The 20596-nt window shown below is 71.8% G+C and carries 20 protein-coding genes; 13 read left to right on the forward strand and 7 right to left on the reverse strand.

Going from position 1 to position 20596, the window contains the following annotated elements:
- Positions 1-201: 201 nt before the first annotated feature.
- Genes ctaC through FRAEUI1C_RS08895 form a run of 3 tightly spaced genes read left to right on the forward strand, consistent with a single transcriptional unit; the run spans position 202 to position 3142 of the window.
- Complete coding sequence (ctaC, locus tag FRAEUI1C_RS08885; RefSeq protein WP_049806855.1) at positions 202-1032, forward strand: aa3-type cytochrome oxidase subunit II; 831 nt, start codon at positions 202-204, stop codon at positions 1030-1032.
- Positions 1029-2744 carry an aa3-type cytochrome oxidase subunit I gene (gene ctaD, locus FRAEUI1C_RS08890; protein WP_013422963.1) on the forward strand — a complete coding sequence of 572 codons (1716 nt, stop codon included), beginning with the start codon at positions 1029-1031 and terminating at the stop codon, positions 2742-2744. Before ctaC ends, ctaD begins: the two co-directional genes overlap by 4 nt.
- Positions 2741-3142 (forward strand): cytochrome c oxidase subunit 4, encoded by a 402-nt coding sequence (locus tag FRAEUI1C_RS08895; RefSeq protein ID WP_013422964.1) that lies wholly within the window; start codon positions 2741-2743, stop codon positions 3140-3142. The genes ctaD and FRAEUI1C_RS08895 overlap by 4 nt, the downstream gene beginning before the upstream one ends.
- Before the next feature lie 117 nt (positions 3143-3259).
- Here FRAEUI1C_RS08895 and FRAEUI1C_RS08900 read toward each other — a convergent pair whose 3' ends face one another.
- The 4 genes from FRAEUI1C_RS08900 to FRAEUI1C_RS08915 form a co-directional block, all read right to left on the reverse strand.
- Positions 3260-3655 (reverse strand): type II toxin-antitoxin system PemK/MazF family toxin, encoded by a 396-nt coding sequence (locus FRAEUI1C_RS08900; protein ID WP_013422965.1) that lies wholly within the window; start codon positions 3653-3655, stop codon positions 3260-3262.
- 50 nt (positions 3656-3705) lie between these two features.
- Positions 3706-4299 (reverse strand): DUF3501 family protein, encoded by a 594-nt coding sequence (locus FRAEUI1C_RS08905; protein ID WP_013422966.1) that lies wholly within the window; start codon positions 4297-4299, stop codon positions 3706-3708.
- Between the two features lie 247 nt (positions 4300-4546).
- On the reverse strand, positions 4547-4981 hold the full coding sequence (locus FRAEUI1C_RS08910) for a rubrerythrin family protein (protein ID WP_013422967.1): 435 nt from the start codon (positions 4979-4981) through the stop codon (positions 4547-4549).
- 53 nt (positions 4982-5034) lie between these two features.
- Positions 5035-5472: a Fur family transcriptional regulator gene (locus FRAEUI1C_RS08915; protein WP_013422968.1), complete on the reverse strand. Its 438-nt coding sequence runs from the start codon at positions 5470-5472 to the stop codon at positions 5035-5037.
- Positions 5473-5812: 340 nt separating this feature from the next.
- Here FRAEUI1C_RS08915 and FRAEUI1C_RS08920 point away from each other — a divergent pair, with 340 nt between their 5' ends.
- From FRAEUI1C_RS08920 to qcrB, 6 genes are all read left to right on the forward strand, one after another.
- Entirely contained in the window at positions 5813-6250 is a 438-nt protein-coding gene (locus FRAEUI1C_RS08920) for a response regulator (protein WP_013422969.1), read from the forward strand.
- On the forward strand, positions 6247-7350 hold the full coding sequence (gene trpD, locus FRAEUI1C_RS08925; RefSeq protein ID WP_013422970.1) for an anthranilate phosphoribosyltransferase: 1104 nt from the start codon (positions 6247-6249) through the stop codon (positions 7348-7350). Before FRAEUI1C_RS08920 ends, trpD begins: the two co-directional genes overlap by 4 nt.
- A 486-nt stretch (positions 7351-7836) precedes the next feature.
- Positions 7837-8421 carry an aa3-type cytochrome oxidase subunit III gene (gene ctaE / locus FRAEUI1C_RS08930; RefSeq protein WP_497006519.1) on the forward strand — a complete coding sequence of 195 codons (585 nt, stop codon included), beginning with the start codon at positions 7837-7839 and terminating at the stop codon, positions 8419-8421.
- 5 nt (positions 8422-8426) lie between these two features.
- Positions 8427-9407 (forward strand): cytochrome bc1 complex diheme cytochrome c subunit, encoded by a 981-nt coding sequence (qcrC, locus tag FRAEUI1C_RS08935; protein WP_232425349.1) that lies wholly within the window; start codon positions 8427-8429, stop codon positions 9405-9407.
- Entirely contained in the window at positions 9404-10528 is a 1125-nt protein-coding gene (gene qcrA / locus FRAEUI1C_RS08940; protein ID WP_013422973.1) for a cytochrome bc1 complex Rieske iron-sulfur subunit, read from the forward strand. Before qcrC ends, qcrA begins: the two co-directional genes overlap by 4 nt.
- On the forward strand, positions 10525-12168 hold the full coding sequence (qcrB, locus tag FRAEUI1C_RS08945; protein ID WP_013422974.1) for a cytochrome bc1 complex cytochrome b subunit: 1644 nt from the start codon (positions 10525-10527) through the stop codon (positions 12166-12168). Before qcrA ends, qcrB begins: the two co-directional genes overlap by 4 nt.
- A 529-nt stretch (positions 12169-12697) precedes the next feature.
- Here qcrB and FRAEUI1C_RS08950 read toward each other — a convergent pair.
- Both FRAEUI1C_RS08950 and FRAEUI1C_RS08955 read right to left on the reverse strand, forming a co-directional pair.
- Positions 12698-14503, reverse strand: a complete 1806-nt coding sequence (locus FRAEUI1C_RS08950) for a DEDD exonuclease domain-containing protein (protein WP_049806856.1) — start codon at positions 14501-14503, stop codon at positions 12698-12700.
- Positions 14504-15048: 545 nt separating this feature from the next.
- Complete coding sequence (locus FRAEUI1C_RS08955; RefSeq protein WP_041259096.1) at positions 15049-15462, reverse strand: VOC family protein; 414 nt, start codon at positions 15460-15462, stop codon at positions 15049-15051.
- Between the two features lie 129 nt (positions 15463-15591).
- Here FRAEUI1C_RS08955 and FRAEUI1C_RS08960 point away from each other — a divergent pair, with 129 nt between their 5' ends.
- Complete coding sequence (locus FRAEUI1C_RS08960) at positions 15592-15987, forward strand: HIT family protein (RefSeq protein ID WP_013422977.1); 396 nt, start codon at positions 15592-15594, stop codon at positions 15985-15987.
- Between the two features lie 265 nt (positions 15988-16252).
- On the opposite strand, the gene FRAEUI1C_RS08965 is transcribed toward FRAEUI1C_RS08960, so the two are convergent.
- On the reverse strand, positions 16253-17425 hold the full coding sequence (locus FRAEUI1C_RS08965) for a DUF4352 domain-containing protein (RefSeq protein ID WP_013422978.1): 1173 nt from the start codon (positions 17423-17425) through the stop codon (positions 16253-16255).
- 415 nt (positions 17426-17840) lie between these two features.
- On the opposite strand from FRAEUI1C_RS08965, the gene FRAEUI1C_RS08970 reads away from it, so the two are divergent.
- The 3 genes from FRAEUI1C_RS08970 to FRAEUI1C_RS36040 all read left to right on the forward strand — a co-directional run bounded on the left by FRAEUI1C_RS08970 (position 17841) and on the right by FRAEUI1C_RS36040 (position 20522).
- Positions 17841-19151 carry an NYN domain-containing protein gene (locus FRAEUI1C_RS08970; protein ID WP_013422979.1) on the forward strand — a complete coding sequence of 437 codons (1311 nt, stop codon included), beginning with the start codon at positions 17841-17843 and terminating at the stop codon, positions 19149-19151.
- 79 nt (positions 19152-19230) lie between these two features.
- On the forward strand, positions 19231-19581 hold the full coding sequence (locus FRAEUI1C_RS36035) for a hypothetical protein (protein ID WP_013422980.1): 351 nt from the start codon (positions 19231-19233) through the stop codon (positions 19579-19581).
- Between the two features lie 14 nt (positions 19582-19595).
- Positions 19596-20522, forward strand: a complete 927-nt coding sequence (locus FRAEUI1C_RS36040; protein WP_013422981.1) for a putative metallopeptidase — start codon at positions 19596-19598, stop codon at positions 20520-20522.
- The last annotated feature ends 74 nt before the right edge of the window (positions 20523-20596 follow it).

Genomic DNA, 20596 nt, shown 5'->3' on the forward strand with positions numbered 1-20596 from the left:
GGCGCTGGAGGGCCTCTGGCGAGAACCGTGACGTCCGCTGGGATACGCTCCCGTCGCAGCAACTACAGCGTGTCGAAGACCGTGCGTTCGCCCAGGTGACCCAGTCGTGTGTCCCGGGTTGGGCGTAGTCGTGGGAGGCAGGACCTGGTGAGGAGTTCCTTCGGTCGGACCCGGCCGGCGGGTGGCGCGCATGGTCGTACCGTGCACGGCGGTCGTACCGTGCGCGGCGGTCGTACCCGGCGCGGCATCCGGCTGGGTGTCGGGCTGAGTGTGCTGGCATTGGCCGCGTCCGCCTGTCAGGAGCCGAGATTCGGCTTCCCCGGCGGCGCGACCGTGCAGAGCCACCGCATTCTGAACCTGTGGCAGGGCTCGGCGATCGCGGCGCTCACCGTCGGCGTGATCGTCTGGGGCCTGATCTTCTACGCGATCATCGCGTTCCGGAAGCGGTCCGAGGCGCTGCCGCGGCAGGTCCGGTACAACCTCCCCGTCGAGGTCCTGTACACGATCGTGCCGTTCGTGGTCGCCGTCGGGCTGTTCTACTACACCGCCCGGGACGAGACCAAGATCGACCATCTGTCGAAGAACCCGGACGTCACCGTCAACGTGGTGGGCTTCCGGTGGAACTGGCAGTTCCGCTACATGGACACCGGCAAGAACGGCGGCAACCTCGTCGAGGTGACCGGCCAGCCCGGCGTCCCCGCGGTGCTGGAGATCCCCGAGGGCCGGACCGTGCGGTTCGTGCTCACGTCGCCGGACGTCATCCACTCGTTCTGGGTGCCCGAGTTCCTGTTCAAGCGGGACGTCATCCCGGGCCGCATCAACCAGTTCGAGGTGACGCCGGACAAGACCGGCACCTTCATCGGACGGTGCGCCGAGCTGTGCGGCCAGGGCCACGACCAGATGGACTTCTACGTGAAGGTCGTCCCGGCCGCCGAGTACGACAAGTTCATCAGCGAGCGTGAGACGGCCACCGCCACGGCCGCCGGTGCGCCCGCGCTCACCGCCGGCACCACCACCGGGAGCGGACAGTGACACTTGTCCACGAGCCGCCGGTCGGGCACGCGGAGCCCCCGGCGCACCACGAGCCGCCCAAGGCGATGAACACGCTCCTGGGCTACCTGCGGACGACGTCCCACAAGGACATCGCCGTCATGTACTTCCTGACGTCGTTCGCGTTCTTCGCCTTCGCCGGCATCCTCGCCCTGATGATGCGGGCCGAGCTCGCCCGGCCGGGCCTGCAGTTCTTCTCGAACGAGCAGTACGACCAGCTGTTCACGATCCACGGCACGCTGATGCTGCTGATGTTCGCGACGCCGCTGGCCTTCGCCTTCGCGAACTACCTGATCCCGCTGCAGATCGGCTCGCCGGACGTCGCGTTCCCGCGGCTGAACGCGCTGTCGTACTGGCTGTTCCTGTTCGGCAGCCTGACGGTCGTCGCGGGCTTCCTGACGCCGGACGGCGCGGCGGCCTTCGGCTGGTTCGCGTACGCGCCGCTGTCGAACGCCACCTACTCGCCAGGCGTCGGCGGCGACCTGTGGGTGCTGGGCCTGGCCACCTCGGGAATGGGCACCATCCTCGGTGGTGTCAACATGATCACCACGATCCTGTGCCTGCGGGCCCCGGGTATGACGATGTTCCGGCTGCCGATCTTCTGCTGGAACTTCCTGGTGACGTCGATCCTCGTGCTGGTGGCCTTCCCGCCGCTGGCCGCCGCGCTGTTCGCGCTGGAGGCCGACCGCCGGTTCGGCGCGCACATCTTCGACCCGGCCAACGGCGGCGCGATCCTCTGGCAGCACCTGTTCTGGTTCTTCGGCCATCCAGAGGTCTACATCATCGCCCTGCCGTTCTTCGGGATCATCACCGAGGTGCTGCCGGTCTTCTCCCGTAAACCGCTGTTCGGCTACAAGGGCCTGGTGTTCGCCACCATCGGCATCGGCGCCCTGTCGATCTCGGTCTGGGCGCACCACATGTTCGTCACCGGCGCTGTCCTGCTGCCGTTCTTCGCGTTCCTGTCGTTCCTCATCGCGGTGCCGACGGGTGTGAAGTTCTTCAACTGGATCGGCACGCTGTGGCGGGGCTCGCTCACCTTCGAGACGCCGATGCTGTTCAGCCTCGGCTTCCTGGTGACGTTCCTGTTCGGCGGCCTGACCGGCGTCCTGCTGGCCAGCCCCCCGATCGACTTCCACGTCTCCGACAGCTACTTCGTCGTCGCCCACTTCCACTACGTGGTGTTCGGGTCGGTCGTGTTCGCCGCCTATGCCGGCGTCTACTTCTGGTTCCCGAAGGTCACCGGGCGGCTGATGGACGAGCGGATCGGCAAGATCCACTTCTGGACGCTGTTCTTCGGGTTCCATCTGACGTTCCTGGTGCAGCACTGGCTGGGCATCAAGGGCATGCCGCGCCGGTACGCCGACTACAGCCCGAGCGACGGGTTCACCACCCTGAACACGGTCTCGACGGCCGGTGCCTTCTTCCTGGCGCTCTCCACGCTGCCGTTCATGTGGAACCTGTGGCACTCGTACAAGCACGGCAAGATCGTCCAGGTCGACGACCCGTGGGGCTTCGGCAACTCGCTCGAATGGGCGACGTCCTGCCCGCCGCCGCGGCACAACTTCCTCTCACTGCCGCGTATCCGCTCCGAGCGCCCGGCGTTCGACCTGCACTACCCGGCGATCGCGGCGGAGGCCCTCGAACGGCAGCGCGCCGCTGGAGAGCTCGTCAGCGCCAAGGGGGCCGCGACATGAGAGTCGAGGGGTACGTCTTCAGCATCATCGGCGTCTTCGCCGTGATCGTCGACGTCATCTACTGGATCTACTCGAAGGACCCGACGGGCACGGCCGCGCTGGCCCTGACCGCCGGCATGGGCTTCCTGGTGGGCTTCTACCTGCTGTTCACCGGGAAGCGGATCGGGATGCGCCCGTCGGACCTCTCGAACGCCGAGGTCGCGGACGGCGCGGGCGAGCTCGGGCACTTCACCCCGGGCAGCTACTACCCGTTCTTCATCGCGGCCAGCGCCACGGTCCTGGTCTCGGGGTTCATCTTCGGCATCTGGCTGTGCTTCATCGGCGGCCTGATGACCGTGTTCTTCGCGACCTGCCTGGTCTTCGAGAACTTCATTCACCCGCCGGTCCCGGAGGACTAGGACGGGCCCCGCACGACGAAGGCGTGGCCGGGTGGTACGGGAATCCCGTACCACCCGGCCACGCCTTTTCTGCCGGGCTGTCTCAGTTCTCCAAGCGGGGCTCAGTCCTGGAAGCCCTCAGTCCTGGAAGCGCAGTGCCGCCTCGACGACCTGCTCGAACACCGCGGGCCGCAGCGCGGAGCCCTCGCGGCGCACCCGGTCCGGGTCGAGGACGAGCAGCCGGTCGAGCCGGACCTCGCTCGGCCGTCCCTCCCGGTCCCAGCCGCCGGTGCCGACGTCCATCCAGTGCCGGCCGTGGCGCGCCTCCTGCTCGGCGTCCCGGTCGTGGTCCTTGCTGGTCAGCATCAGGCCGAGCAGCCGGTCGCCCCGGACGCCGATCAGCAGGACCGGCCGGTCCTTGCCCTGGCTCGCGTCCTCCTCGAACGGCACCCACGCCCACACCACCTCGCCCGGGTCGGGCTTCCCGTCCCGCTCGGGCTCGTACACGATCTCGTCCCGCAAGTCCCCGATCATGGCATCGAGCGTAGCGGTGACGGGCCGGGGCGGGGGCGCCGCGGGTGCGCTCAGCGCAGGGTGAGGTCGGCGATGAGCGACCGGCGGGTGGCACCCTCGATGGGGGTCGAGTCGCTGTAGGCCTCGTGGTCGACGGCCAGCTCGACGGTGACCGCGGGGTCACGGAACCTGTCCCGCTGCTCGTCGTTCAGCGGGAACCGGAACATGTGTACCGAGACGGTCTCGCTCGGGACACTCAGGTCCTCGTCAGGGCCGCGGATCTCCTCGGCGGCGACGGTCTCACCGTCGATCTCCAGCGAGAGCGCGTTCTGCAGGCCGGCCAGGTGCCGCAGTTCCTCGCGGACCGAGTCGGTGCCCTTGAGCTCGACGAACATCGTGGCGGTCAGCGAGTGGCTGGTCGGCATCAGCCGGCCGTAGACCTCGATCTCGTGCTCGACGTCGGACGGGTCGGACAGCCGCTCGGTGTAGACCATCTCCTGCACCTGGTACTGCAGCGTCGCCTGGTTCTCGAACTCGAAGACGAGGATGTCGCCGACCCGGACGCGCCGCTCGGCCCGGACCGGGATCATGCGCTTGCGTGTCTCGGCGCGCCCGGCCGCGTACGCCTGGTGGTCGGTCGTGATGTCCTGGACGGTCAGCGTCATCGATAACCCCCTGGTTCAGGTGATTCGGTCCAGCGTCCCAGGCGGAAGGCCTCTCGCCCAGGCCTGTTCCTGCCCAGCCGCCGCGGCCGTCTAGCCGCGGTGCCGGGAAAGGCGCGGGCCGGGGCTCCGGACGCCGGCGACCGAACGAGGTCGCCGGGTCCGAGATGCCCCGGCCCGAGTGGGTTGCTGTGCCGACCGGCTGGTGCGCCGGTGTCGGCTGGTGGTGCCGTCAGCCGAGGAGACCGACTCAGGCGTCGGCGTCGGCGAGGACGGCGTCCAGGGCCTTCTGGAACCGGCCGGCGTGGGTCTTCTCGGCCCGGGCCAGCGTCGCGAACCAGTCGGCGATCTCCTCGAAGCCCTCCTCGCGGGCGTCCTTGGCGAAGCCCGGGTACATCGCGGTGAACTCGTAGGTCTCACCGGCGACGGCGGAGGCCAGGTTCTTGGCGGTGCTGCCGACCGGCTGGTCGGTCGCCGGGTCGCCGACCTCGGCCAGGAAGTCCATGTGGCCGAAGGCGTGGCCGGTCTCGCCCTCCGCGGTGTCACGGAACAGCGAGGAGGCGTCGGTCAGGCCCTCGATGTCGGCGCGGCGCGCGAAGTACAGGTAGCGGCGGTTGGCCTGGCTCTCGCCGGCGAAGGCCTCCTTGAGGTTCGTGTGGGTCTTGGTGCCTTCGAGCTTGGGCATGCATGCTCCTTGGTCGAGTTGGGCGTTGCGCCCGGTGGGGCCCACGGAGGTTGTCAGGCGCCGCCGGGTGAACCGGGGTGAGAGCCACCGGCCAGGTCCGCCGCGCAGTCCGGGCACAGGCCGCGGAACTGCAGGTCGTAGCCGGTTATGGAGAAGCCCGAGTTCCGGGCGATCTCCGCCACCATCCCGCTGGGGATGGGGTGGTCGATGTCGACCGCGCGCCCGCAGCGGTCACAGACCGCGTGGTCATGGCGGTCGGTGTTCGCGTCATAGCGGGCAGCGGCCCCGGCGCCCAGGTTGAGTTCCAGGGCGTGGCCGGTGGAGACCAGCAGCGCGAGCGAGCGGTAGACGGTGGCACTGCCGATGCCGGGCGCGACCGCGCGGACCCGCTCGTAGACCTCCGCCGCGGTCGGATGGTCGTGCGCCGACCGGAGTACCGCCAGCACGGCGGCGCGCTGCCGGGTCAGCCGCAGTTCCTGCTGTTCTGGCACGCGTCACCCCCTCCGCGGCTGGAAGCGGGCCTGCGGCCCCGCGTCGGGGCGGCCCGTGAGACGTTCTGAGAACGAGTCTCAGTATCGATCCGGGAACGGAGCGATGGCAAATTCCGGGCGGTGTGACCTGGGTCGCGAGGCGCGCCGAGGGCGGCGGATCCGCAGGTGGCCAGACCGTACCGCGCTCGGTCCGATACCCTCGCAGCGGACTCCCGTCGTCGTGGCGTGCGCCACGTGACCAGCCGTGGACACCGTGCCCCGGACACCGTAGAACCGCCGACGGCGGAGCGCCGCCCGCCGCCCACCGCGGCGGTACCTAGAAGCGAAAGGCCGCGAGGACATGAGCACCGTCCTGGTGTACGCCGACCGTGCTGACGTGCGCGCCCGCGTCAAGGCTGCCATCGGCACCTTCCCCGACCCGCGGCTCGGCGAGATCGAGTTCGTGGACGTGGCCGACGGCCGCGTTCTGCTGTCCGCCGTCGACCACGGCGAGGCCGACCTCTGCGTCCTCGACGCCGAGGCGACCCCGGAGGGCGGGATGGGGCTGTCCCGGCAGCTCAAGAACGAGATCACCGACTGCCCGCCCACCCTGCTGCTGGTCGCCCGCCCGGACGACCGCTGGCTGGCGACCTGGTCGCTCGCCGACGCGGTGGTGACCCACCCGGTCGACCCGGACGAGCTGACGGCCGCGGTCGTCGAGCTGCTGCTGGCCCGCGCGGCCGGCGACCCGGTCCGCCGGCCCGTCACCTACGCCTCGCACGCCGCGATCACGCCGTGACCGGCTCGGCGGCCACGGACGCCGAGCCGCTCGTCCAGACCGCGGGGCACACCTGGCCCGACCTGCTCCAGCCGCTGATCGACGGCAAGGACCTGGCCGCCGACCAGACCGCCTGGGCGATGAACCAGATCATGTCCGGTGTCGCGACGAACGCCCAGATCGCCGCACTGGTCACCGGGCTGCGCGCCAAGGGCGAGACGGCGGCCGAGATCGGCGGGCTGGTCGCCTCGATGCTGGAGTTCGCGCTGCCCGTGCGGGCCGACGCGGCGCTGCTGAGCGCCGCTGTCGACACCTGCGGGACGGGTGGCGACCGGTCGCACACCGTGAACCTGTCGACGATGGCCGCGGTCGTCGTCGCGGCCCTCGGCGTGCCGGTCGTCAAGCACGGCAACCGGGCGTCCTCGTCGTCCTGCGGGTCGGCCGACCTGCTGGAGGAGCTCGGCGTCGTCATCGACCTGGCGCCGGACGGCGTCGCCCGGACGCTGACCGAGGTCGGGATCACCTTCTGCTTCGCCAGGGCCTTCCACCCGGCGATGCGCTTCGTCGCGGCCGTCCGCTCGGAGCTGGCGGTGCCGACGGCCTTCAACATCCTCGGCCCGCTCACCAACCCGGCCCGCCCGGGCGCGCAGTCCATCGGGGTCGGCCACGCGCCGCTGGCGCCGGTCGTGGCGCAGGTGCTCGCCGACCGGGGCACCAGGGCGCTGGTGTTCCGGGGTGACGACGGCCTGGACGAGCTCAGCCCGTGCGCGCCGTCGACGATCTGGGCGGCGAACGGCGGCGAGCTGCGCACGGAGCGCTTCGACCCGCGCGACGTCGGCATCGACGTGCCGGACCGCGACGCGCTGCGCGGCGCGGACGCGCGGTTCAACGCCGGCGTCGCCCGCGCGGTGTTCGCCGGCAAGCAGGGGCCGGTGCGGGACGCGGTGCTGCTGGCCGCGGCCGCGGCCCTCGTCGCGGCGGCCGGACCGACCGAGGCGCCGATCACCGAGCAGCTGCGCGGACAGCTGGACCGGGCCGCCTCGGCGCTGGACTCCGGCGCGGCCGCCGCGTTGCTGGAGCGCTGGGTGACCGTCAGCCGCGCCGCTGTCCCGGTCTCCTAGGAGCGTGCGTCCCCGGCCCGGCTGGGCCCACTACGGACCTGTCAGGCCCGAACGACAGCCTCCCCGCCACGCGCGGGGAGGCTGTTTTCGTCGGCCGGGTCGCCGGTCTCCCGCGGCATCCGGGGAGTGAGTCCCGGCACATCTCGCGGCGGTCGGGCACCCGGGGCGGCCGGCCGGTCGTTGCGACCGGCCGCGCGCGGGCGTCCAACGCGCGGAAGAGCCTGCGGTTAGCGGGTTCTGAGGATTTTTCCCACGTCGTGCCGCCGCAGGGCGAGCGGCGGTGGGCGGCGGGCGGGTGGGGTTTCGACGGGTGTCCGGCGGGCGTCCGGAGGTCTTCTACGGGCCGTAGGAGGTGGCTCGACGGCTCCTCGACGGGCCGTAGTCCTACCGATTGTCGAACCTTCGGTGGCGCCTGCGTCGGGGCGTGCCAGAATGACCAGCGTGGCCACGGCACCCGTCCTTGAGAAGGCTCCGCCGCCACATCCCATGTCCAACCGTCCGTCGATGGTCTCGGTTGGCACCGTGGTGTGGCTGTCGTCGGAGCTGATGTTCTTCGCGGCTTTGTTCGCGATGTTCTACACGATCCGTTCGGTCAACAGCGGCAACTGGCCGCCTGTGACCGGCGACCCGAAGGGCTCGGGCATCGGCCCGGTGCACCTGCACGTCGTCTACGCGCTGATCTTCACGATCATCCTGGTTCTCTCCAGTGTGACGTGCCAGCTGGGCGTCTTCGCCGCCGAACGTGGCGACGTGTACGGGCTGCGCCGCTGGTACACGATCTCGTTCCTGATGGGCCTGACCTTCGTCATCGGCCAGGCGAACGAGTTCTTCCGGGAGAACGAGTTCGGGCTGAACTCACACGCGTACGGCTCGGTGTACTACCTGACCAGCGGCTTCCACGGTCTGCACGTGATCGGTGGTCTGATCGCGTTCATCATGGTCCTGGCCAGGTCGACCTTCGGCCGCTACACGCCGGAGAAGGCCACTACCGCGATCGTCGTGTCGTACTACTGGCACTTCGTCGACGTGGTCTGGATCGGCCTGTTCGCGACCATCTACCTCCTCCAGTGAGCGACATGACTGCATCTCACGAGATGACCCCGCCCGCGGACGCCACCGCGGCGGCGGACCAAGGCGTCGTCCCCGAGCTGGCGGACACCCTCGTCCCCGAGCTGGCGGACGAGGCCGACGAGCTGGACGTGGACGACGAGGGCGACCTGGTCGCCGAGCGTCCGGTCCGCGTGCCCGGTCGGCTGGCCCCGCGTGCCCGGCGGTCTCGGCCGGTCAGCGTCAAGCGCCGTCGGCGCTCCTCGGCGCTCGTCCTGTCGCTCGCCCTGCTGGCCACCGGGGTCCTGTGGTCGTTGCTCGCCCCGACCGGCAACGCGGCGGACCCGACCGAGAGCGAGGCCGTTCGCAACGGCCAGGCCCTTTACCTGCAGGGCTGCTCGACCTGTCACGGGCTCAACGCCGGCGGGACCCAGTCCGGCCCGAGCCTGATCGGCGTGGGTTCGGCCGCGGTCGACTTCCAGATGTCGACCGGCCGGATGCCGCTCGCCGGCGCCGCCGCGCAGGCCAAGCGCAAGGACCCGAGCTACTCGCAGACCCAGATCGACCAGATCGCGGCCTACATCCAGACGATGGGCGGCGGTCAGGAGAAGCCGACCATCACGCAGAAGGAGCTCGCGGACGCCGACATGGCCTTCGGCGGCGAGCTCTACCGGTCGAACTGCGCGCAGTGCCACCAGGTCGCCGGGCAGGGCGCACCGCTGACGTACGGCAAGTACGCGCCGGCGCTGACCAACGCGACGCCTGAGCAGATCATCGAGGCCATGCGGGTCGGCCCCGAGTCGATGCCCGTGTTCGGGCAGGGCCAGCTCGACGACAACAGCGCCAAGGCGATCGCCGCGTACATCGTGGCCAGCCGTGACGCCACGAGCCCCGGCGGTGACAAGCTGGGCGCCTACGGCCCGGTCCCCGAGGGCCTGTTGGCGGTCCTCGTCGGCATCGGTGGCCTGCTCGGCGTGTGCCTGTGGATCGGAGCGAGGCAGAAGGTATGAGCGAGCACGAGACTCCCGCCGATGGCGGCGGGAGCGTCTTCGACCGGGTGAAGCGCCCGGCCGGTGGCGGCTCGGCGGGCGGTGACCGGCCGGAGGTGCTCGCCACCCCGCCGGCGCCGACCGACTCCACCCAGCTGGTGGAGCACACGTCCTGGCGGCAGGGGGACGTCGCGCACCGGCCGCCACGCGCCGAGGACGTCGACCGCCGGGCCCAGCGCCGCTCCGAGCGGCTGATCGCCCTCTGGTTCACCCTCTCGGTGGTCGGCACCCTCGGCTTCATCGTCACGAACTTCGTCGGCGACAAGCACAAGGGCTACTACACCCCGTGCCTGGGCATGGCGCTCGCGCTGGCGCTCGGTGGCCTGGGTGTCGGCATGATCCTCTGGGCGAAGCGGCTCATGCCGCACGTGCATGCCGTCCAGGACCGGCACGGTTTCAAGAGCACCGAAGAAGAGACCGCCGTCCTCGAAGAGGAGATGGCGCTCGGCTGGGTCGACATGGGCCTCGGCCAGCACAAGCTGCTGCGCCGCAGCCTGCTCGGCGCCGGCACGGTCCTCGGCGGCCTGCTCGTCGTCCCGCTGCTGAACCTCACGAACTCCAAGCCGGGCAAGAAGCTCGACCACACCCACTGGGTGAAGGGCGCGCGGATGGTCACCAGCGAGGGCCGGTTCGTGAAGCTGGGCGACATCTCCATCGGCGGCATCGAGACCGTGTTCCCCGCGCTTCCGGTCACCGACGCGAGCGGCAAGAAGAGCTTCGCGCCGCAGCTGGACCTGGCGACCAAGGGCGACAGCACCACGATCCTGGTCCGCCTGGAGCCCGGGCTGAACAAGCCGCGGGCCGGCCGGGAGAACTGGGACATCAACGGCCTGGTCGCCTACTCCAAGATCTGCACGCACGCTGGCTGCCCGGTCAGCCTCTACGAGCAGCAGACCCATCACCTGCTGTGCCCGTGCCACCAGTCGGTGTTCGACGTTCCGGACGGCTGCCGCGCCATCTTCGGCCCGGCCAGCCGGTCGCTGCCGCAGCTCGCGCTCGGCGTCGACGGTGAGGGCTACCTCATCGCCAGGGACGGCGACTACGACCAGCCGGTCGGGCCCGCGTTCTGGGAGCGCTCATGACGACGACGGACGGGCGGATCGGGCCCTCGGCGCCCGCCCCCAAGTTCGAGAAGCGGCCGAGCCCCGTTCGCAAGGCCAACCGGGCGGTGGACGAGCGTTTCCACACCCAGCGGGCGCTGCGGGAGAACCTGAACAAGGTCTTCCCCGACCACTGGTCGTTCATGATCGGTGAGATCGCGCTCTACAGCTTCATCATCCTGCTGCTGACCGGGATCTACCTGACGCTGTTCTTCGACCCCAGCAACACCGAGGTCATCTACCACGGCTCGTACGTCCCGCTCAAGGGCGTGGAGATGAGCCGGGCGTACGCCTCGACGCTGGACATCAGCTTCGACACCCGGGCCGGGCTGATCTTCCGGCAGATCCACCACTGGGCGGCGCTGCTGTTCGTGGCGTCGATCATCGTGCACTGCTTCCGGGTGTTCTTCACCGGCGCCTACCGCAAGCCGCGTGAGATCAACTGGCTGATCGGTGTCGGACTGCTGGTGCTGGGCACGCTGGAGGGCTTCGCCGGCTACTCGCTGCCGGACGACCTGCTCTCCGGCACCGGCCTGCGGATCGCGGCGTCGATCGCCCAGTCGATCCCGGTGATCGGCACCTGGGCGTCGTTCCTGGTGTTCAACGGGGAGTGGCCGGGCACCGACCTGCTGCCCCGGCTCTACGTCGTGCACATCCTGCTGGTGCCAGGGCTGCTGCTCGCCCTGATCGGCGCGCACCTCGGCATCCTCTGGTTCCAGAAGCACACCGACTTCCCGGGCCCCGGCAAGACCGAGGACAACGTGGTCGGCCACCGGGTCTTCCCGGTGTTCGCGGTGAAGTCCGGCGCGTTCTTCATGATGGTCTTCGCGATGCTGGCCCTGCTGGGTGGCCTCGCCCAGATCAACCCGATCTGGATCTTCGGGCCGTACGACCCCTCGAAGGTGTCCTCCGCCTCGCAGCCCGACTTCTACATCGGCTTCCTCGACGGCTCGACCCGTCTGATGCCGCCGTGGGAGTTCCGCGGGCTCGGGCACACCATTCCCGCGGTGTTCTGGCCGACGGTGATCCTGCCGGGCATCCTGTTCACGCTGCTGGCGCTGTGGCCGTGGCTCGAGTCGATGTTCACCGGCGACCGAGAATCCCACAACCTGCTGCAGCGGCCGCGGGACGCTCCGACCCGCACCGGCATCGGCATGATGTCGATCAGCTTCTACCTGGTGCTGCTGATCTCGGGTGGTAACGACGTCATCGCGAAGACGTTCAGCATCTCGCTGAACGCGATGACGTGGGCTGGCCGTATCGGGCTCATCATCGTGCCGCCGATCACGTACGTGGCGACGAAGAAGCTGTGCATCGGGCTGCAGAAGCGTGATCACGACATCGCGCACCACGGCATCGAGACCGGCATCATCCGGCAGCTGCCGACCGGTGAGTTCGTTGAGGACCACCGGCCGAAGCTGCCGCCCGTCTCGGACTACCCGCAGGTCCCGACGCACCGGTACGAGCTGTCGGCGCCCGGCGACCACTCCGACGGCAACGGCAACGGCAAGGGTGGCGGCCTGGCCACCCGGGCCCGCAAGGCCGTCACCGGCTTCTTCGTCGAGGAGACACCCGGCGAGGAGTCAGCCGACGACGCCCCGGTGGGCGGATCGCACCACTAGCCCGGTCAGCACCAGACGGTCCGCGCGGCGGAACCGGCCCGGCTCGGGCCCGGTCCGGGGACGGGACGTAGCCACCTGAGGGAGGTAGGCCCACGAGGGCCTACCTCCCTCAGCCGTTACGCCGTACCTCAGCCGTTACGCCGTCCCTCGGCTTTGCGCCGTCTCTCTGCCTTTGCTCCGTCCTACGACCCGAGCCGGCGAAGGTCGCTGCGTCGGCGAGGGCCCGTGCGTCGGCCTCGGTCTGCGGGCCAGCCAGGGTCCGTGCGTCGTCCTAGGGCTCGCGCGCCCGCCAGTGGGCCGTTGCTCGCTTCGCCGGCCGGCGGCACGCGGCGGGCGCGCTCGGTGATCGCCGTTTTGGCCCTCCCGTGGTCGTAACCAGAGCCGGATCGCAACCATCCGAGTGCGTAAACGGCGATCAATGACCGGCCTCCCGCGAGGCTGGCCCCGCGTCGGCTCGCGGGTTGGCCGATCCTCGCTGTGGCCTGTGGCCTGTGGCCTGTGGCCTGTGGCCTGTGGCCTGTGGGGCCCGCTACGAGTGGCCTGAGCGGCGCAGGACGCCCGGCTGGTGGAGGGTGCGCTCGGCGGGCTCCCGGCGCTCGACCGGCGGTGGTTGCGGTAGTTCGGCGGCGGCGCGGTGGGCGCTCGCGGCGGGCCAGGCCCAGGTGCCGGTCAGTTGGACCAGCCGGGCGCCCGAGCTGCCCAGCCAGCGCTCGATGCGCTCCATCTCCTCGACCGTCGCCGCCGGGGTCGGCCCGGGCCCTGGCCGCACCGTCTCGGCGGTGGCGACGACCGCGTCGACCCAGGGACGGGGGTCGATCCCGCGGGCGACCGTCGCGGCCGCGGCGAGCCGGCCATACCTGATGACCGAGAGATCCCAGCCTCGCTCGGCTGTCGGGACGGCACCGACCAGTTCGGGGACGGCGCCGAGCGCGGTCAGCCGCTGCTGGCGCGCGGCGGCGCGGACGAACGCCACCATCCGGTCGCGCACCAGCGCGGCCTCCTCGAACCTGGTCTGCTCGGCCAACCCGGCGATCCGCGCCCGGGCCGCCGCGACGACCAGCGCCGGGTCGCCCGTCATCGCCTCGCGGGCGGCGGCGACGACGTCTCCGTACGACTCCACCGACTGCCGGCCGTCGCAGGGAGCGCCACACTTGCCCAGGTCCGCCAGCGCGCACGCGGGGCTCGTCACCCGGGGCGAGAGCCGCCCGCCACAGCGGCGCAACGCCACCGCGTCCAGCAGGCCGTCACCGGCCAGCTCCGCGCCACCCACGCCGCCGAAGGGGCCGAGGTAGGTACCCGCGTCCGCGCGGACCTGCCGGACCTTCGACAGCCGGGGGAACGGCTCGTCGGTCAGCCGCAGGAAGACGACGCGTTCCGGAAACCGGGAGCGGCGGTTGTACGGCGGCTTGTGCTCGGCGATGAGGCGCAGTTCCCGGACCTCGGCCTCCAGCGCGTGCGCGCACGCGATCGCGTCGACCCGTTCGGCGGCGGCCACCATCTCCGCCATCCGGCTGCGCGTCTCGCTGGCCGTGAAATAGGTGCGCACCCTGGCGCGGACGGACGCCGACTTGCCGACGTAGAGGACCCGCCCGGTGGCGTCCCGGAAGATGTAGACCCCGGGACCGGTGGGCAGGTCGTCGGCCAGGACCCGTTTCCTGCGCTGGGCGGGGGAGACCCGGGCGCTGTAGGCATGGACGTCCTCGAGGGTGGTCACTCCGAGGTTGCCGAGCCGTTCGAACAGGCCGTGCAGCACGTCCACCGTCGCCCGTGCGTCGGCCAAGGCCCGGTGGCACGGCTCGGTACGGGCCCGGAACAGCCGCGCGAGGGACGAGAGCTTGTTGTTGGGACTCTCGTCCCGGGTGACGATCCGGCGCGCCAGCCGGGCGGTGTCCAGGTGCTCCCAGGTCGGCACCGGGTATCCGACGCGTTCGCAGGCGGCCTTGAGGAAGCTCAGGTCGAAGCCCGCGTTGTGCGCGACCAGCACCGTGCCCTGGATGAACTCCAGGAAAGCCGGCAGCACCTCGGCGAGTGGCGGGGCCGTCGCCAGCATCGCGTCGGTGATCCCGGTCAGCACCGTGATGAGCGGCGGTATCCCGGTCGAGGCGCGGACCAGCGTCGCGAACTCGGCCACCACCTCCCCGCCGCGCACCTTCACCGCGCCGAACTCGGTGATCTCGGCGGTGGTCGGCCCCGTGCCGGTCGTCTCCAGGTCGAACACGACGAACGTGACGTCCCGGAGCAGCCGGCCCAGCTCGTCGAAGCTGCCCTGCCGCCCAGCGGGCACGGCATCGGGGGGCGGGAGCGCGGGTCGCGGCGCGGCCTGATCGAGAGACACACCGCGACCGTAGTGACCAGGTCCGACAGTCCGGGCATCCACGCGACGCTCCGCGTCATGCGCCCCACGTCAGCGCGTCGCGCGGCCCGAATCGCCGTCCCGCTGGCGACCCTTCCCGCGACCTTCTAAGCCGATACCTCGTTCACTGCGGGACCCCGGCCGGTGTCCCGACCTGACCAGGGTGCGCGCCTGCCGGCCGGCCCGCCCCGGCAGCTCCGAGGCGCCGACTGCCTGCGCAGACGCCGATCATCCGGTGGGCTGGGCAAGCTCATTTCCCTTGATCGAGAACTGCGCAGGGAACAAGGGGACAAATCGGGGCACCGGACACCGTTTTGCCCGCGCAACGAGTGATCAAGGCGCTTCCATGGGGTGGGAGACCGCGTTGATCACTGGCTGCGCAGGGGAAACTGGTGGGCCGGTGGGGGTGGGCGGGATACGTCGCCTGGGGGTCTCTTGGGACGAGGCCAGAGCTGAGGCTGGCAGCGGTCACAGTGCTGGGGGCTGGCCGCGGTCGGTGTTTGGGGGCTGGCCGCGGTGCTGGCTGGCTACCCGAAGGGGCGGGTGAAGCCGGCGGGGCCGGCGGTGATGACGCGGAACTCGTTGCCCTCCGGGTCGGCGAGGAGGTAGCCGGCCTCGCCGGCGGCCTCCAGTCGGCGCACCCGTCTGGCGCCCAGGGTGGCCAGCCATCCGGCGACCCGCTCGGCGTCCACGGCGTACAGGTCGAGCTGGAGCCGGTTACGCGCGGGGCCCAGCTTGCGGACCTGCCGCAGCAGCAGCTTCGGGCCGGCGCTCGCCGGGTGGCGTAGCTCGGCGCTGTCCCCGGCCCGGCGGGCGACCTCGTACCCGAGCGCCCGCGACCAGAACCGGATCATTCGGTCGACATCCACGCAGTCGACCCCGACGCGCGCCACCCTAAGCCCGTGAGTCTCAAACCCGGCCACTCGCGCATGATGCCGCATTGCGGGTGTCTTGGCTCACCGGTGGTCGACGTGTTGTGAATCCGTCACGGAAACGAACGCTGCGCGACCGGCCCCGGGCCATGCGCGCCGGGAGATCGGCGAGACCGCCGGCTCGATAGTGTCCACGCCATGCCGACTATCTTCACCCGGATCATCAACAGGGAGCTGCCGGGTCGGTTCGTCTTCGAGGACGAGCACACGGTCGCGTTCCTGACCATCGCGCCGATTCGCCCTGGGCACACTCTCGTCGTGCCGCGACTGGAGATCGACCACTGGATCGACCTGCCTGACGAGGCGCAGCGTGACCTGTGGAGCGTGGCCGCGAAGGTCGGCCGGGCGATTCAGGAGTCGTTCCAGCCGCGCCGGGTGGCCGCGATCATCGCGGGGCTGGAGGTGCCGCACACGCACGTCCACCTGATCCCGATCGAGAGCGAGAAGCAGCTCGATTTCAGCCTGGCCGACCCGAACGCCTCGAGCGATCAGCTCGACGAGGTCGCCGAGCGGATCAGGACCGCCCTCGCCTGACCAGACCACGCCGGCCCCGGAGCGTCTGCTGACCCGGACGTCCGCGGGCTCGACGCGGCTGCGGGCCCGGAGCCGCCCCGGGCCCGCAGCGGCTGTGGGCCCGGGCGGCGGTAGGCCCGACGCGGCGGTGGGGCCCTAACGGCCGCGGGCCCGAATGGCGCCTGGCCCCAATGGCCGCGGGCCGGCGGGCGACGTGGAGGCGTCGCGCGCCGGCCCGGTGGCCGAGGGGGCAGGACCGGGTGTCGGTCCTGCCCCGGGGCCGTCGTCAGTACCGGTAGTTCGCCCGCGAGGTGGCGAACAGCGGCTCCCAGTACACGAGGTGGTTGTCCGACGGCACGTCGAAGACGATGTTGCCGGTGACCTTCTGGCCCGCGGCCAGGTCGTCCGCGTTCAGCTGCGAGCCGACCGTGTCGTAGGTGGCGTCGTAGCGGGTGCCGTCCGGCGTCTGGCCGAAGAAGCTCAGCGGGTAGACGTTCGCCTTGCCGACGATCATCTCGACCGTGAAGTTCGCGACCAGGAACAGCCCGTTCTTGGGCGGGTCACCGTAGCTCTCCACCGGGGCAGTGGTGGAACACAGGCTGTTCAACGTGATTCGTGCCGTGTAGGTGCTGATGTCGGTGTCGCCGTCGCCCTTCACGGTCGCCGTCTGACCGATGTCGTAGACGCCGGCGTCGGCGCCGCCGGCCGGTGGGCGCAGCGGCGTGCAGCCGGCCGGCGCGGTGGTGTGCGCGACGAGCGGCGGGGTGGCGGGCTGCTGCCCGGCCGGCGTCGTGAGGCCGCCACCCGGGCTCACGATCACCGACGATCCCGCCGCGACCGGCGTGTTCTTGTGCCCGCCGCCGCCATGCACCGCGAGCGCGATGACGATGCCGAGCACGATCGCGGCCACCGCGGCCAGCGCTGAGATGAGAATGACGGCGTTGCGGTTGGACTTCGGCGGCTGCTGGCCCGGGACCTGCTGCCCCGGCCAGCTCGGTCCGCCGCCGGGCGGTGGGTACCCCGCCTGGTCGTATCCGGGCTGCTGGTAGCCCTGCTGGGGGTAACCGGTCTGTCCGTACCCCGGCTGCTGGTAGGCGGGCTGAGGCTGGGAGTAGCCGCCCGGGTACGGGGTGGTCTGGGGCGGCGGGGTGCCCGGCGACTGCTGGGGGTAACCACCCGGCTGGGGGTAGCCGCCCGGCGGGGGAGTGCCCTGCTGGGGGTAGCCGGGCTGGCCGTAACCGCCGGTGGCGGGCCACTGGCCTGGGGCGGGCGAGGGGGTCTGGCCCTGCGGCATCGGCGGGGGAGTCTGTCCGGGCGGGGTAGGCCAGCCGGGGGACTCGGCCTTGGTGGTGGGCATCGCCTGCCAGTCCGGCGCCGGGGTGGCCTGCGGCCATCCACCGCCGGCCGGGGGGCTACCGCCTCCGCCGTCCGGGGAGTATGGGGGGTTCTGGTCGCTCACGGCGTTCCTCTCGTAGCACACCCCGCTGCCAGATAACGGAGCAATCGAGGATGGATAACGCGAGATTACAGAAGTCGACGATGCATCACAGAAATGGCCGGCAAGAGCGCTATTCCGATGACATAACCCGCCAATGTGGTGTTCTGTGGGGCGTTCATTGTGTGTAGATGGCCCGCCCGTTCATCGACTGGCCTGGTGGAGGGCTGTGTGCGGTGGTCGTCGTGGAGCCGCGGTGGCCCCGCTCCGACCGTGTGATCGACCGCCTTGTGCGGGATGGTGACCGTTCATGACCGGCGGTGACGGTTGCGAGGTCGGGCTAGGCTGGAGTGCTGCCACCCGTTCCCGCGCAGGGGAGAATCCGCACAGTGCCCGTCGACCCGCTCACCGCCCGCCGAGCCGCTCCGCCGGACGCCGGGTGAGTGAGCCGCTGCCGGCGGAGGTGCGTTCCCAGGTCGTCGCCTTCGCCGCCGACACACTGGCCGGCCTCGAGGATGCCGAGGTGCCGGCCAGCCTGGTCGCGGTGCGTCGGTTCACCCCCGCGCGGCGGCCCCGCCAGGGAGCGGTTCCGCTCGCGGCGGCGGTCGAGCACGACGCCCTCTTCCGTGGCCGGGTCGCCGACTGGGTCCGACGGACCCAGCCGGGCCTGGCCGAGGCGATCACCTCGGCCGACGGCCCGCCGGCCGCCGCGCCACCCGCCGCGGTGGCCGCCGTCGCCTTCGTGCTGCGCCCGCCCGGCTGGGAGGCCCTCGTCGCCGCGGCCGCCGACTCGTCCGCGCAGGCCGCCATGTCGGCCCGGGCCGACGAGGCGTCCCGCGAGGTCGGCCGGCTGACCGAGGCGTTGGCCGCCGTCCAGGAGAACGGCCGGGCCGAGCATGAGCAGCTGCGCGAGCAGCTGGCCGCCAGCCGGGCCGAGATCGACGACCTGCGCCGGCGAATGCGCGGCTCGTCCGAGCGTGTCCGGCGGGCGGAACAGTCCGCCCAGGACGAGATCGCTGCCGCGGTCGCCGACCGGGACGCGGCGCGCGTCGCGGTGCGGACCGCCGAGGCCGAGTCCCGCCGGCTGCGGGCCAGGGTCGGTGAGCTGGAGACGGCGCTCGCCGCGGCGCGCCGGGAGGGGCGCGACGCCCGCAGCCTCGACGACGCCCGCCTGCGGGTTCTGCTCGACACGCTGATGGGGGCCGCCAACGGCGTTCGGCGAGAGCTCGGCCTGTCGAGCACGGTGCTGCGTCCGGCCGACCTGTGCGCTCCCGCCGACGGCCAGCCGCGCGACGCACTGGCCGTCGTCGGCGCCAGTGGCCGCCCGGAGGACGACCCGACGATCATCGACGCGGTGCTGAGCGTGCCGGGCGTTCACCTGATCATCGACGGCTACAACGTGACCAAGCGCGGCTACGGGACGCTCACTCTCCAGGCCCAGCGGGTACGGCTGCTCGCCGGTCTCGGCCCGCTCGCCGGGCGCGCGTCGGAGGCCGAGATCACGGTGGTCTTCGACGCGACGGCGGTCGCCAGCCGGCCGGTCGGGGTGACCGCCCCCCGCGGCGTTCGGGTCCTGTTCAGCCGGCTCGGGGAGCTCGCCGACGAGGAGATCGTCCGCCTGGTACGGGCCGAGCCGCCCGGTCGGCCGGTCGCCGTGGTGACCTCCGACCGGGAGGTCGCCGAGACCTGCGCCGCCGCCGGCGCCCGAGCCGTTCCGTCGGCGGCCCTGCTTGCCCGCCTCGAGCGCTGACGCTCGCCGGCCCTAAAACTGTCGGACCATCCGTCTAGTCTCCGCGACAGTGCGCTACGGACGACGGAGGGTGAGCGCGATGCTGATCGACTGTGACACCTGCTCGGCTCGCGGGGACGCGTGCTCGGACTGTGTGCTGTCCGTGCTGCTCGCTCCGCCTCCGGTCGTCGAGTGGGACGAGGACGAGCGGCGCGCGCTCGCGTTGCTCGCCGACGCGGGCCTGCTGCCCAGGCTGCGACTGGTGACGCCGCTGGACGTCGTCCCCACCGACGGGGCGGCGGAGCAGGTCGTGCCCCCGGAGCCGGTGACCCCGTCCCAACAGGCGATTCCGCTGGGGGAGCCGTTCGCGCCCGGCCCACGCCAGCGGACCCGGCCGGCCCACCGCCCCGACGCGGCCGGCCCCGGCCGGCGCGGTCGCCGCGCCGGTTGATCAGGCGGGCCGGCGTGGTCGGCGCGCTGGTGGCGCTCGCGGCCACCCTCGCGCTGAGCGCCGGCTGTGCCGGACGGCCGCCGGGGCCCCCGTCGCCGACGGTAGCCGGCGGCGTGGCGAGCGTTCAGGCGGACGCCGACGTCCCGGCGGACTGGGTCGCGCGGGTCCGCGCCGACGTGGCCGCGGCGGTCGGCGACGTCGCCGGAGCGCTGCCCGGCGGCTGGGCACGCCGGGTGGACGTCCGGCTGGTGGCCTCGGACGACCGGCTGCGGGCCGCGGCCGGCTGGGCGGGCGGCGGCCCGACGGGGACAGTGGCCGCGGTCGCGGTCCTGCCGGTGCCCGGCCCGGGCCTGGCGTCCTCGTCCCCGCCGGGTGCGGGCGGTGGGCGGCTGGTCGTGGATCTCGACGTCTACCGACGGCTCACCGCAGTCGGCCGGCGGATCGTGCTGCGTCACGAGCTGACCCACCTCGCGACGGCGGCCGAGACGCCGGCCGGGATGCCGGTCTGGCTGGTGGAGGGCTTCGCCGAGGAGATCGGTCACGAGGGCGTGACCGGGCTTACGGTCGACCGCGCGGCCGCCGAGCTCGCCGCCGAGGTGCGGGCCGGGCGAGTCCCCACGACACTGCCGAGCGACGCGGCGTTCGACGGCTCCGACGGGAGGCTGGCCCAGACCTACCAGGAGGCCTGGCTGGCGTGCCGGCTGCTCGCCGGCCGACTCGGCCTCGCTGGGCTCGCCCGCTTCTACCAGGACGTCGGCACTCGGCTCGCCGGGCCGCGACGGACGACGGCCGCCGGGAGCGGCGCGGGCGATCCCGCCGCGGCCGTGGCGGCGGCGTTGCGAGCCGACGCGGGAACGGGCTGGTCAGCGTTCGTCGCCGACTGGCGTGCCTACCTGTCGGCCGTGCTGGGCGCGCCGCCGGGCCGCGCCCGGGGAGACTGAGCGGACCCGCCGTCGCGGCCGGGCGGAAGGTCATTGGACCCGAGGCAAACGGGGCGGGCGATCGGCGCAGTCTG

The organism is Pseudofrankia inefficax (assembly GCF_000166135.1).
GTDB classification, from domain to species: domain Bacteria; phylum Actinomycetota; class Actinomycetes; order Frankiales; family Frankiaceae; genus Pseudofrankia; species Pseudofrankia inefficax.